15 protein-coding genes are annotated in these 13,369 nt (G+C 38.3%); 2 read left to right on the top strand and 13 right to left on the bottom strand.

Going from position 1 to position 13,369, the window contains the following annotated elements; all coding sequences use genetic code 11:
- Positions 1-208 precede the first annotated feature (208 nt).
- Entirely contained in the window at positions 209-592 is a 384-nt protein-coding gene (locus tag ACOZIR_RS02060; protein WP_013059178.1) for a Spx/MgsR family RNA polymerase-binding regulatory protein, read from the bottom strand.
- Positions 593-853: 261 nt separating this feature from the next.
- Here ACOZIR_RS02060 and ACOZIR_RS02055 point away from each other — a divergent pair, with 261 nt between their 5' ends.
- Positions 854-1,090, top strand: a complete 237-nt coding sequence (locus tag ACOZIR_RS02055; protein WP_013059179.1) for a DUF2626 domain-containing protein — start codon at positions 854-856, stop codon at positions 1,088-1,090.
- A gap of 37 nt (positions 1,091-1,127) precedes the next feature.
- Here ACOZIR_RS02055 and ACOZIR_RS02050 read toward each other — a convergent pair whose 3' ends face one another.
- Positions 1,128-1,760 carry an MBL fold metallo-hydrolase gene (locus ACOZIR_RS02050; protein ID WP_310878360.1) on the bottom strand — a complete coding sequence of 211 codons (633 nt, stop codon included), beginning with the start codon at positions 1,758-1,760 and terminating at the stop codon, positions 1,128-1,130.
- Positions 1,761-1,969: 209 nt separating this feature from the next.
- Between ACOZIR_RS02050 and ACOZIR_RS02045 the strand changes: the two genes are divergently transcribed.
- Positions 1,970-2,146: a DUF2759 domain-containing protein gene (locus ACOZIR_RS02045; RefSeq protein ID WP_028411614.1), complete on the top strand. Its 177-nt coding sequence runs from the start codon at positions 1,970-1,972 to the stop codon at positions 2,144-2,146.
- Between the two features lie 35 nt (positions 2,147-2,181).
- On the opposite strand, the gene ACOZIR_RS02040 is transcribed toward ACOZIR_RS02045, so the two are convergent.
- The 11 genes from ACOZIR_RS02040 to ACOZIR_RS01990 form a co-directional block, all read right to left on the bottom strand.
- A complete protein-coding gene (locus ACOZIR_RS02040; RefSeq protein ID WP_045295439.1) occupies positions 2,182-3,084 on the bottom strand; it encodes a M14 family metallopeptidase in 903 nt (300 codons plus the stop codon).
- Positions 3,085-3,195: 111 nt separating this feature from the next.
- A complete protein-coding gene (locus ACOZIR_RS02035) occupies positions 3,196-4,164 on the bottom strand; it encodes an ROK family glucokinase (RefSeq protein WP_013059183.1) in 969 nt (322 codons plus the stop codon).
- A gap of 2 nt (positions 4,165-4,166) precedes the next feature.
- A complete protein-coding gene (locus tag ACOZIR_RS02030) occupies positions 4,167-4,373 on the bottom strand; it encodes a YqgQ family protein (RefSeq protein WP_028411617.1) in 207 nt (68 codons plus the stop codon).
- A 182-nt stretch (positions 4,374-4,555) separates the two neighbouring features.
- Positions 4,556-6,076 (bottom strand): rhomboid family intramembrane serine protease, encoded by a 1,521-nt coding sequence (locus ACOZIR_RS02025; protein ID WP_310878359.1) that lies wholly within the window; start codon positions 6,074-6,076, stop codon positions 4,556-4,558.
- 134 nt (positions 6,077-6,210) lie between these two features.
- Entirely contained in the window at positions 6,211-6,387 is a 177-nt protein-coding gene (locus tag ACOZIR_RS02020; RefSeq protein WP_013059186.1) for a hypothetical protein, read from the bottom strand.
- A 51-nt stretch (positions 6,388-6,438) separates the two neighbouring features.
- Positions 6,439-7,236, bottom strand: a complete 798-nt coding sequence (locus ACOZIR_RS02015) for a DUF92 domain-containing protein (RefSeq protein ID WP_310878358.1) — start codon at positions 7,234-7,236, stop codon at positions 6,439-6,441.
- On the bottom strand, positions 7,223-7,789 hold the full coding sequence (locus ACOZIR_RS02010; RefSeq protein ID WP_045292060.1) for a 5-formyltetrahydrofolate cyclo-ligase: 567 nt from the start codon (positions 7,787-7,789) through the stop codon (positions 7,223-7,225). The genes ACOZIR_RS02015 and ACOZIR_RS02010 overlap by 14 nt, the downstream gene beginning before the upstream one ends.
- Before the next feature lie 47 nt (positions 7,790-7,836).
- On the bottom strand, positions 7,837-7,986 hold the full coding sequence (rpmG, locus tag ACOZIR_RS02005; RefSeq protein ID WP_013059189.1) for a 50S ribosomal protein L33: 150 nt from the start codon (positions 7,984-7,986) through the stop codon (positions 7,837-7,839).
- Positions 7,987-8,227: 241 nt separating this feature from the next.
- Positions 8,228-10,507: a sugar phosphate nucleotidyltransferase gene (locus ACOZIR_RS02000; protein WP_045292061.1), complete on the bottom strand. Its 2,280-nt coding sequence runs from the start codon at positions 10,505-10,507 to the stop codon at positions 8,228-8,230.
- Positions 10,504-12,822 (bottom strand): glycosyltransferase, encoded by a 2,319-nt coding sequence (locus ACOZIR_RS01995; RefSeq protein WP_310878357.1) that lies wholly within the window; start codon positions 12,820-12,822, stop codon positions 10,504-10,506. Before ACOZIR_RS01995 ends, ACOZIR_RS02000 begins: the two co-directional genes overlap by 4 nt.
- Positions 12,815-13,309: a DUF4912 domain-containing protein gene (locus ACOZIR_RS01990; protein ID WP_045292063.1), complete on the bottom strand. Its 495-nt coding sequence runs from the start codon at positions 13,307-13,309 to the stop codon at positions 12,815-12,817. Before ACOZIR_RS01990 ends, ACOZIR_RS01995 begins: the two co-directional genes overlap by 8 nt.
- Between the last annotated feature and the right edge of the window lie 60 nt (positions 13,310-13,369).

The following is a 13,369-nucleotide window of genomic DNA, read 5'->3' as shown; positions in this document are numbered from 1 at the left end:
CGACCTTTTTCGAGATTTTCCTTCTTCTTTTTTCATTTTTTATAATTTTTTTTAGTACACGCTTCTTTTCTTCACTTCAATCCGTTTGCACGATGTACAACTTCTGTACACCTCTAAACGACTACATAAAAAAAGACAACGTGATGTAAAACTCTACGCTGTCTTTTTATTCGTTATTTACTGAATTGAGCTTCTTCATCATGTATGCTTACACCACTAGAGACGCAAGACTTGTTTTTTTCTTGACTAAATTTTTAAGAGCAGATTCGTTATAACCTACTACAAGCTTTTTGCCATCCGTTAAAATGGGGCGGCGAAGTAAACGAGGATGTTCAATTAATAGATTGACTACTTCTGATAACGTCATGCTGTCCACATCAACATTTAACTTTTTATATTCTTGACTTCTTTTAGCAAGAAGTTCATCCATTCCTTCTGTTGTCATAGAAAGAAGTTCAAGCATTTCTTTATGAGTAGGTGTTTCTCTAAATAAATGACGCTCTTTAAAATTTACATCTTCCTTCACTAGCCACTTTTTCGTTTTACGACATGATGTACAGCTCGGGTACGTATAAAATTTAATTTCTTCCATATGAAACCCTCCCGTTTTTTAGTTATAGATTGTTTATATACATTGTACACGTTTTGTATAACCTTTGTATAGTTTTTTACATACGTTTTGTATAACTTTTTTTCTTCTGTCGTATTTCAAGAAAAAGATAGCGTTTTCAGGAAAGAAAGGATGTATTATAATGGAAAAGTATCGATATAGTTTTATAAGTGCTTTCTAGTGCTTACACAGCGATGACATTCATCATGACACTAACTAAGTTTGATAAAGGAGGAAATGGACGTGGAACGAATGTACCGTGTAATGGGGTTCTGGACAGCAATTTTCACTGTAATGTTTTACCTCGGTCACATGCATAAGACTTCTTTACTCTTTTTAGCTCAAACAGGCTTTTTTGTAATTCTTAGTTATTTAAAGCTGTCTGAAAGAATGTACATTTACGTTTTTGGAGCATATTTGACCGTCTTTTTTGTGGGGTTCACGTACTGGTCAACTTTTATGATGACACCAGGACAGTAAAGAGAAAAGCGATGGGCTTCCATCGCTTTTTGTATTCTTAAAAACCATTTAGAAAAGGATTTTGATCCATTTCGTGTCCCACAGTTGTTTCAGGTCCGTGACCGCTTAGTACAAGCGTATCTTCTGGAAGAGACAGCAATTTCGATTCGATGCTTTCTAACAGCTGTGCTTGATTACCTCCAGGTAAATCTGTGCGCCCGATGCCGCCTGCAAAAAGCGCGTCACCAGATACTACAAAGTTACCCGGTTTGAAATGATATGAAACGCTGCCAGGAGAATGACCAGGCGTTTCATACACCTCAAATTGGAATGAACCGATTGTTAAATTGCCTTCTGATGAAATAATATCGGTTGCATCTGGAGCTGTAATTTCTCCTAGGTCAAAAAATTTCGAACCGTTTAAGTCACTATTATGAAGCCATTCTTTTTCGTTTTTATGTACATAAAGCGGGATAGAGTAGTGATTCATCACCTCATCTACTCCTCCAATGTGATCGAAATGAGCGTGTGTCAGCAAAATAGCTAATGGTTTATACGTTTGTTTTTCGAGAAATGCAACAAGCTGATTTCCCTGAGCTCCCGGATCAAAAATTAAACATTCTTTTTTTTCGTTAGCAACGACATAACAATTCGTTTGAATAGGTCCTAGCGGTATACGATGATAGTTCATAATGTGTCCTCCTTGTGTAAATTTATTTCCGTTATATGCATTATCATACACACATCATCTTATAAATGAAAGTAAGGACCTTTCTAAGCCAAAGAAGCAAAAGAAAGATTGGTTTTCATCTCGACAAACGGTTAGAAAAGTTTTACAATTGAAGGGATAAGCTAATGATAGCGCTTTAATTTTAAGTTACCTAAAGGAGGTTTCTTCGAGTGGGTCTTATGATTATTTTTGCACTAACAACATTGCTAGGCGTATTTGCAGCTATTTCATCTTTGAGAAATAAAAACATATTAGGCATTGGTTTTTCGGTACTAACATTCGGTGTATTTGGATGGTTTACCGTGATGACCATCATACATCACGGCTATCCGGCGGTACATCATTAAAAAAGCCACGCAAAGCATATGCTTTGCGTGGCTTTTTAAATAGACAGATAATCCATTGCCGCAACTAAAATGGCTTTAGTCGGATTATATACGCGCGATATTTGAGATAAAGGCAGCGGATTAATCCCTTTCCCCAGTTCTAAGGTGAACCCCAGCTTTTTCTTTTCTAAAATAAACCAATCTTTAAATCCCGCGTGACTATCAATCGTTTTGACAGCTTTATAACCGCTTACCCTTTCAAAATAGCTTGCTAGTTCCTTTGCTTCCTCAGGCTCTTCATTCATATACCCCCAATAAAACTCTTCTCCTTGGGTATGTAAAGCAATTACACAATCAAAATCATGACGCTCAACGAGTTTTACCATTGCCTGAGCTTCAGGTTCGGAGAGAGATTCATAGCCTGGAAAATCTCGATAATGCGGCGCTTTAGGTTCTTTACGCTTTTTTTCGATTTCCCAATAAGCCGGAAACTGATTGTTTAAGTCCACCCCTCGGATATTTGCTTTCCAGCTTTGAAAATCCGGAAAATCTCTCCCTATTTTAGAAAGAAAAGACGCATAAGGTTCACCTACACCAGGACCTTTTAAGACCAGATCTACTCCGTCTGGGTTAACAATTGGAACTGCAGAAAGCGTAATTTGATTAAAAAGAGCTCTTGAATCTTGCCCGTTCAACGCCTGATCATAATGAAGAGCAGCTAAATAATCTTCCATAAACTGTAGAAGAACATTTGTCGTAATCCATTCATTAGCATGAAAAGACGCATTGAGATGAACTTTTCTCTCTCCGTTTCCAATTAAAATATGAGGAATCGGCTTTCCAAGCACGCTGCACCCTATCCATTCAAGAGAACCATAGGGATAATACGTCAAAAGTGTTTGTATGTCTTTTATTGTTCGCTTGTAATCGTAAGGCTTTTGGGTATCTATAATTCGCATAATCTTCACTCCTTTACACTATGTATATGTAAAGATTGAAAAGATGCATGATAAAAAAGCGCTTTGACTGAATGTCAAAGCGCTTTTTTATCTCAGTTAGATTCTTGCTTATTATTCAAAATAAGATTTAACTAACCAAGCTCCTCCAATAATTCCCGCATCGTTTCCTAAAGTAGCAATTGCTAGTTCAGCACCTTGCGCTACGCGAGGAAATGCAAAACGTTTGAAATAATCTCTTACCGGTGCAAGTAATACCTCGCCTGCACGAGACACGCCGCCGCCTAGAACAATTTTCTCAGGGTTTAATGCATTGGCAGAGTTTGCTAGTGCTAAACCTAAATGAAAGGCAACTTTGTCTACAACATGCATAGCTAACTCGTCTTTTGAACGAGCAGCATCAAATACATCTTTAGATGTAACTTGTCCATTTTGCTCTAACACTGTGCGAAGCTCACTTGGTTTGTCCGTTTCCGTTAATTCTTCCATCGTTAAACGTACAATCCCAGTTGCTGAAGCAATTGTTTCTAAACAGCCGGTTTTGCCGCAGTTACACGGTGCCCCGCCTTCAGGAATAGATGTGATGTGGCCAATCTCACCAGCTGCTCCATTTACGCCTTGTACAATTTCACCGTTGGCAATGACACCGCCGCCAACACCTGTGCCAAGCGTAACGCACAGCAAATCTTTTGCTCCGTCTCCAGCACCTTTCCACATTTCTCCAATCGCCGCAATGTTTGCATCATTGTCTACTACAACAGGAAGAGAAGTTTCCACTTCCAAGATATCTTTGATAGGAAACTTTTCCCACCCTAAATTGACAGCTACTTCAATCGAACCGTTTGCAAAGTTGACAGGGCCCGGTGCACCAATACCAATTCCTACTAACCTTGACTTTACTTCTCCAAGATCGTTTAACTTTTTATCAATTGCTTTTGCAATATCTGTTGGAATTTTACGGCCTTGCTCGCTCACATCCGTATTGATTTCCCACTTGTGAATGATTTCTCCATAATGATTAATAAAGGCCATTTTTATTGTTGTACCGCCTAAATCAACTCCAACTAACCATTTGTCATCCATGTTCATTCATCCTTTTTCTCTTTTTGTTGTTTTAACTCTCGACGAAGCAAAAGAATTGCCATTTGATAGTCACGTACATCAATCAAATTAGACTGATATAACTCTTTTACTTCCGCTTCCATCAGCTCTAAATCAGCAGTACGATCGCCCACGTATATAAAAATGCCGAAGGACTTTAATAATTGTTGTACATCATATAACGTATTCATTCTGTCACCTTTATCCTATTTTCTAGGTGATATGATTCATTTATTTTTGAGATAACTCAACAGTCATTCAGTCATAAACAGCGGCCGTATTTAACGCCCACTGCTAGGTCTACATATTAATATTCTAGTAAACGTTCTCACAATAGTAAAGTATAAAATATTAAATTCATCATTCAACAGTTTTAATTTTCTAGCTGTCGCTTCAGCTTTTCATATTTTTCACTTTGTGGTTCAAGCGCAATTGCTTTGTCGATATTTTGTGTGGCCGCGGGAATATCATTCAGTTTCATATTCACCAGAGCTAAATTGTAATACGCCTCATGAAAAGTTGAATCATACTTTACAGCCTGATTCAATTGCTGTTTAGCTTCTTGATAATTTTCAAGATAAAATTCTGCGCTAGCACTGATAAAATATATGTTACTATTGCTTGTCCCTTTTTCAATAAAAAGCTTGATGGCGTCTTTTGCTTCTTCATACTGCTTCTGCTGAAGATACGTAGCCGCTACGCTGAGTGCATAGGGCTCATCTTGATAAACAGAACGCTCATGATATCCATAAAAAAGCAGACTGCCTACTAATAAAAGCGTGCAAATGAAAGCCGGAATCTGAATATACAGCTTTTTTTGTTTCGGTAAACTGACGATGCTCGCAGCTAGAAATCCGCCAACCAAACCGCCAATATGCCCTGCATTATCGACGTTCGGCGCAACAAATCCAAAAATCAAGTTAATCACAATGATTACAATGAAACTCGATCCCATTGTTCGAAAAAAGAAGCGTGGATTTGTTCTTGCTAAAAACAGTAAAGCTCCAAAGCAACCGAAAATGGCCCCTGAGGCTCCTGCGGAAATAGACGTATTCCATATAAAACTTCCTAGAGATCCTGCAAACCCGGCAAAGATATAAATAAAGACAAAACGCCCGCTGCCATATATCCTCTCTACAAGCGTTCCTAAATAATACAGGGCTACACTATTCATAAGCAAATGCAGAAGTCCTATATGCAAAATTATAGGTGTAAAAAAACGCCACCACTCGCCTTCCATAATTAAGGGGTTGTATTTAGCTCCGTATTGAATGAGAGTGAGCGTATTTTGCGTACTGCTCTTCCACTCCAGAAATAGAAACATTAAGATCTGCATCGCTAAAAATATATATGTAAAAATAGGTTTCCCGTATCCAGCTATTTGCTGTTCTTCGCTTTGTTTTTTCTGCACAAAAAGCACAATTTTATGTTTCCACTGTTCTATTCGCTGAGCTTCTTCTTCGGAAGAGAAATTGTCTGCGCTTTCTAATGTAAGACCCAGCCGTTCGAATAGAGGTTCATAAGCGCTTGCTTTCTCTGCCGTTAGTTGTTCAACGTAACTATTCACTTTAGAGGGACTTGGCGCACTTTCTAAGGACTGCTCTGTATAAAAAGGATCAAAATCAGCAAAGTAAATCGTGTTAAGAGTAAGCGTTGATTTACCTCTCTGCTTTCGCACATTCTCAGCTCTTTGTAATGCATACAATACATCTTTTTGCTGCTCAACGGCTGATTTAAAACTCCGGCGGACTATGCGGACAATTGACTTATCTTTGCGATGCGAAGATTGAAACCACAGCTCTGAAGCATCAGCTTTCATCGAAATCAGCTCATATGAAGAATGGCCAAGCAATTGCTGTGCCAGCTGCAAATAATAAAAATCTTGCCTAGACAAATAGTCACCTCCTCACACTCTCTATATGTAAAGATGGCAGAAAGCCAGGAAAAAAGCAACGATTTTCCCTTTTTCTTTTTCTACAAAAAAACACCTTACAGGTCGGTAAGGTGTTTTTTATGTATCTTTCGCTCTTAGCGGAAGACCTGCTTCATTAAACGATCCCGAACAAACGGCAAATTAAAAAATGAACGAACAGCTAGACTGCGGATAAATGAATTTCCAAACAGCGAATTTAAAACACGGTATCTCATTTGGTAGCCCAGCGTTCCAACAACTAAAAGCGTAAGTACTAATACAATATGTCTCATTTTCAAGCCTCCTTACGTTTACTTTGCTCCTATGACGAACATTTTATGCTCTTATATAGGTAAAAGCAGGATAAGGATTCCGCCTGTAAAGGCAGCAAGCAAAATAGCGGCAAGATTCACAACATCATTGTTAAAGAAAGTTATTCCTTTTTCTTTTACCGTCGGCTTGCGGCAATGATCTTTCCTTTCCGTTTCAATACCGCAGCTTTGACAGCGAAAGCGAACTTGCACACTTGCTCCAAGAAGAGTGTCTATAGCGTTTCCAATAAAACCAAAGCACCCGACTAGCAATATACTACTCAGCGATACGGATGGAAAAGCAAAATAACAAGCGGCAGCAATAAGAAAAGCTCCAGCTGCTCCGGCTGCTGTACCTAAAAGTGAAACGGCTCCTGAAGTACCCGCTTCTACTCTCTTTAACGTCCAAATGTAAAACGGCGGCTTCTTACTAAGAGACCCTATTTCAGATGCCCATGTGTCGGCATTAGCAGCTGAGATACTAATCATAAACATCCACATATAAACAGGCAAAGCTGTTGCAGCATATAACAAACCGCAAGCAGCAGCTACACCTCCATTAGCAAGGACTTGAATATAATCTCGCCTGTCGTGCTTCTCTAGCTTTTCTTCTAACGCGCGTTTTTTTTCTTTTTTATACTTACTAAACAGCGTAGAAGTGCTAAAAAATAAGAGTAAGAGTAAAAAACCTTGAAGCGAAAAACCGATATAAACGCTCGCTCCTACGATGAAAGACATGCAGGCTCCCGATACTGTCAGTGCTTTTGCTATGTAGCCTGCTCCTGCCATGAGTAATATTACAATTATCATGACAGCATCAAACGGATTCACAGCAAATAAGCTCCTTCTCTGTCAAAATATATTCAACGGGAATATCATGAGATTCATATGGAACCTCTGAAACGACTTGACAATCAAACGCAAGGCTTAGCTTCTGTCCGGTATAATCTGCTAAATAACGATCGTAATAACCGCCTCCATAGCCGATGCGATATCCATTCTTGCTATATACCACGCCAGGCACAAGGAGTAAATCAATTGAAGATTTTGAAACGGAAACAGTTTCTTCAACAATTGGTTCGGCTAACCCGTAGTACACTGTTTCAAGCTGTGAAAAATTCGTAATCTCGTAGAAAACCATTTGAGATGTTGTGGGGTTGCATTTTGGAACAGCTACTTTTTTTCCATCTTTCCAAGCACGTTCAATGATGGCTTTCGTATTAACTTCTTTATTTCTTGAAACCGTAGCTGCAATGACTCTAGCTTCTTTCCATAAACAAGTTTCATACAGTGCATTTGCTATGCTTGTTGAATGCGCCTCGTGCTGCTCTTCAGAAATTAAATTAAGAACGCGCTTCATCTCTTTGCGCAGATGAGATTTCATTTTAATTCCCCCTATAAAAAAAAACAGCAGGATTGTACTCCTACTGCTTACTTTGTTTCACGATGAAGTGTAACTTTTTTAAGTCTTGGGCTGTATTTTTTTAACTCAAGACGATCTGGGTTATTACGCTTGTTTTTAGTTGTAATGTAATTACGGTCACCAGTTTCAGTGCAAGCTAATGTAACGTTTACGCGCATCTATTTTCCCTCCAAACATTATAAACATAAATCAGACTTTAATATAATATCATTTTTCGAAAGGAAATGCCAGTCTGTTTTTTTGAAGAAAGTCATTTAATTTCATTTCTTCACTTTTTCTTTCCTCTTAGAGTCCTGAGCTCCTTCTCTGCTACGCCTTATACATAGATGAAGTTTCTTAAAATAAGCGGAACTCTTTTCTGAGAGGTGTACTTCCTTTCTTTTAAATAAAATCCATTATTTACACTCTTTGATACTCTTGTATTTTTTCCACAAAATATGCCGACAGCTTCTTGGCGGTCTGAGTGTTTAACGCCTCTGAATAAATATTTAATACAGGCAAGTGACCATCGGGCAAAATCAGCGTCCATTCATGGGGATCATGGTAAATTTTTAAGCCATCAATGACATATACTTGTTTACCGATTGCTTCTTCTAACAACTTCTTCATCACTTGTTCTTGAATTTCTAGCGGACATGAAATATAGCGCCAGTTCATATAAGCGTGCGGGACATATTGAATCATTTCAGAAATTTTCCGCTGCTGCACCCTAATTAATTCGATCAGCTGACATAAAGCGTACATGGCATCTAACTGAAATTGAACGGGCCCCAAAAGACTAAGCAAATCACGTTTTTTTGCTTTTGTCCTCATAAATGATTGATTGAGAGATTGGGCAAATGTTTCTAGTGTGGATGAATAGTGTATAGGAATAGGAACGAATGCTACTTTTTTTGTCATGTACACGCTATAAATATAAAGCGACATAATTTCTGAATCATTTACGCTGCAGCCTTTTTCATCATATAGAGCAAATGTTTCTCCATCTTCTTTAATCTGAATACAAAAAGACAGCTTATTTTTTTTAATCATTCGTTTGATTTCTTCTGTTTTCTCCCATTTGTTTAAAAACAACACATGGACACGAAGACGCTTACATAATAATTCGACAACTTCCTGTATAAACGGTGAACAAATCACTCCAATTCGCATACTGTCTTCTAATAAAACATGCTGATTAATGGATTTTACTAAAGCATCACAATATTCTTCCCTGATATTTCCTATGCTTGTTTTTTTAAGTGGAGCAGAAATCGTCATGTTTGCTTTTTTAGCTTGAAGGTACATCCGCTCAATCTTTTTTTCAATAAGCTGATTAACTAATTGCCCTTTTTTGTCATATATTTCTAAAAAAAGGCTGCTGTTTTTGCTATCCACACCAATATAAACACCAATGCTCGCTTGTGAAGTCATCATGTAATATCGAAATAACGGAAGAGCTTCTTTTTTAATATCATACACAGCGGAATGATTACTCCGTAAAAAAGAAAAGCATTCTTTGCGAAGTTGAATGGCTTCTTCTTCATCATCGCTTGCTAGACAGAACGACCCTTGATGTTTGCATACAAGTAATAACGCATTGTATAGTCTTTCTCGATCAACAGATGAATGGACATACAGGCGACCGTTTTTGAAGATGGAAACATCTGGTTTCACAGAAAGTTGAGGTAGCACTTGATTTTCAGCTACTGTATCTTGGACATACGTAGTCATTGGTTGAACATTTACATAAGGACCTATCGTAGCGTTGTATAAAAAAGATTCTGCCCCGACCGTTACGTTTTGAAGCAAAATCGTTTTATCGATTGCAGCATGTGCTTCTATGATACTATTGGTTCCGATAATCGTGTAAGGACCAATTGAAGCACCTTTTCTAATCACCACATTTTCTCCTACGTAAACCGGATCGTAAACAGTCACCCCTTCTTCTATAAGCGCGTCATCTGAGACAATACTTTCCTGTCTATTGCCAAACCACTTGCTCCACAAATCATAGTGTGCTTGACGATAATGGTGAATTTGCCCAATATCAATCCAATAATCTTCCGTTACAAAACTGCACACAGTATGATTATATTCCAAAAGAAGTGGGATAATGTCAAAGCTAAAATCCGTAGGACCATAAGAATTCACGTAATCAAGAACGGATTTTTTGATCACATACACTCCCGTATTAATCAATCGGCTATTGGCCTGTTCGTAGGTTGGTTTCTCTACAAATCCCGTGACTCGATTCCCTTCATCTATCGTCACCACTCCATAACCCCGCACGTCGTTTACTTCTTTTGTAACAATGGTCATTTCGCTTTTTTGTTCATAATGAAAATGAATAACGTCTTGAAGATTAATTTCTGTTAAGGCATCTCCACTAATAATAATACAGTCTTCCTCAATAAAGGCCTCTGCTCGCTTAATTCCGCCCGCTGTTCCAAGAGGCTCTTTTTCGATAAAATAAGTAAGCGTCACTCCCCACTGAGAGCCATCCCCAAAGTATTCAATAATTTGTTCATGCCTATACTGCAGCGTAATCCCAATCTCTGTAATTCCATGTTTCTTAAGCAGCTCAATGCTATATTCCATCACAGGTTTATCGTAAAGCGGCAGCATAGGCTTTGGAATTGTGTAGGTCAAGGGCTGCAGTCTTGTTCCTTTACCGCCAGCAAGTATAATGGCTTTCAATTTTTTGCCTCCCTCCTTTTTTTATCCTGGCAAATGTGATGTTGAAACAGCTTACTTGTATCGATAGCGATTTTTTCCCAGCTAAACATAGTTGTTGCTTTTCTATACCCATTTTCGCTGATTTTCGCAGCTATTTTTTCATTTTTTAACAAAAATTCAATACAGTTGATTAATTCGAGCGTATCTCCTCGGGCAAACGTCAGGCCCGTGTCGAAATGTGAAATAATATCGCTTAGACCTCCTGTATCGGCAACGATGGTTGGCTTCTTGGCTACCATACCCTCTAAAGCAACAATTCCAAAAGGTTCATATAGACTTGGAAAAACAACCATTTTGCAAGCTTGAAGAAGCTGATTTCGCTCGTTATCGGTAATGTATCCAATAAAATACACGTATTTGTCCAATTGCTTTTCACTTACCTGCGTTCGAAACTCATGAAGTAAAGGCCCTTTTCCCGCCACAACGAATTGAACATCTATTTGTTTTTTCTTAAATAGTTCCGCTGCTTCAATAAATAGCTGAAATCCTTTTTCATATACAATTCGTCCAATTGAAAAAATAATAGGGGCCTTTCTAAAATTATATTTCTTTTGTAAACTTTCTTTTAACCGCTCATTTACTGCGTCGACTACCAGCTGCTTGTCAATTCCATTTGGAAATATAGCAATTTTATCTTGTTCTACGTGAAATAAAGTGATTAATTCTTTCTTCATATAGTCACTGCAGACAATGATTGAGCTTGATTGTCGAATTAGCTCCTCTTCTTGCAAGTGAATTTTCTGCTGCATGTCATTATGAATACCATTATTGCGCCCATGTTCTGTCGCATGAATGGTCGTAATTAGCGGTCTATCCGTTTTATCTGCTAAACATTTTGCTGCGGATGCAACAAGCCAGTCATGAGCATGAATAACGTCAAAAGACAGCTTGTAGCCTAACTGCAGTCCTCTAAGAGCCATAGCCACGTTCAAACTGTTTACCCATGTCAAAAAATCCGGATGATGAGGCTGCAGGCTTTTAACTCGGTAAACGTGAACCCCGTATAAACGCTCATATTCCGGCAGCCCCTCTACATATGTCGTTAATACACTAACGTGATGGCCCGCCTTTGCTAACGCTCTGGATAAATCAAATACATGTCGTGCAAGTCCTCCGATAACTAGCGGAGGGAATTCCCATGCAAGCATTAAAATGGAGAGACCGCCTTTATATTGATTTACTGATAAAGCCGCCGGCTCTGTCTCTTTTGCAGGGTATAAAAAAGAACTTCCTGAAAGAAAACTGTTTTCACTATCCATCCTTGGATTCTCATCATGACAAAGGAAATCAAACAGTTTTACTTGCCTTTCGTATTCATCTCTGACCTTTTTAAAATTATAAAGCCAGTCGCTGCTACTTAAAAGGAGCCACTGTCGGTAGATAGCATTCACCACGCTAGGATGTTTAAAATCGATAACATCTAGCATCGCCTCTGTCTTCTGTACGGTTGAAATAAACAATTGATTGTTCTCACTGACAAATTCGGCGCTTTTTGTTGCACCGTAGAGTGCAAGAGTTTCGTTTTGGTGAAACTGTATATTCCTCGCGTAATCTAAAGGATATTGAAATGTCCCGCTTGCTGCTTGCATTCGCTGAAAGCTAAGCGTGTGCTTCGCTTTCAAATCCAAAACAGCGCTCGCTTTATTCATTGTTCCTTCCTCAACTTGTTTTCCTTGCTTAGGATATGGAAACAAGATAATGCCAGCAGGCGACTTTTTTAGTTCATCTGTTGATGACTTCACAAAGGTATAGCGCATTTCATGAGATTTCAGGAGCATATCTACTTGATGAGTATACTCTCCTTGCTGTATAAAAAAACCGACGGGCTTTTTTTCAAAAAACTGTTGAAAAACACGTATTGCTTCTGTAATTTGGAGATTTAATGTTTGTTCCGTTTTAAGGATGGAAACGAACGCGTTCGTTACGGTAGTAGGAATACATTCCATCATGTCATGCTGAAAGAAATATTTGCAGGCTGAGAACAAGCTCCCGTCCCACTTTTTTAAAAAAGTGAGTGCTCTCTGATGCTGCTGGCTTGAAAACTGGTGTAAATACCGAGCGTAACGAGCATTAAACTTCTCGTCGTTTAATACGTTCAAAAATACACAAGACATCACAGCTGTTGCACCTATCAATTTCTTAGATTCAATTTGATCTAAAAAAGGGATGAATTCGTTCGTTACTTGTTCAAACAGCGGATACTCACTCTCTGCTTGAAGTACATGTAGCAACGGATAATGCATATAAGTTAAAAGAATACAGTCATCACTATTCATATTGCTTCTTCACCTGCTCCAAGTCATTTGAATATAAGGAATATGTGCTAAATTCATTTTGAACACCCTGGTGAACTTTTACAGGTTCGTACATCCAGCTTAACGAAGTTACATTCACTTGTTCATGCTGTTCTTTCATCAAATAAACCGGATTCGAACGAAGAAGGGAAAAAAAACTTCCTTCTTTATCTTGAATACCAATATCTATTACATACGTGCGCTCGCTTTCCAAGCTATTCATAAACATGAAGTCTTGATGAGCAGTAAGACTCTTCATATAATAGCGGTTTGATTCATGGCCGTTAAAATGAAGACCTGTTATATCATACGTACACATAGCTAGATTCAATTCTTCCCACCGTGTCGAAAACATACTTTCTACCATCTCTCGAATATGCTCAGAAAACGACCAGTGAACATAAATACGAGATGAGTCAAGCTGAGTAGCTATACACACATTTAAGTTTTGAATAAGATTAGGAGCCACTGTTTTATCACTTCGTTTCTTAGATTGTTTTTTCTACATATCAATGCCGTATAAACTTAT

Origin of the sequence: Priestia sp. D3YE.R1, assembly GCF_049199565.1 — a bacterium.
In the GTDB taxonomy this organism is placed as follows: Bacteria; Bacillota; Bacilli; order Bacillales; family Bacillaceae_H; genus Priestia; species Priestia aryabhattai.
The sequence above is the reverse complement of the archived record's forward strand: the minus strand, read 5'-3'. Positions and strand labels throughout refer to the sequence as shown.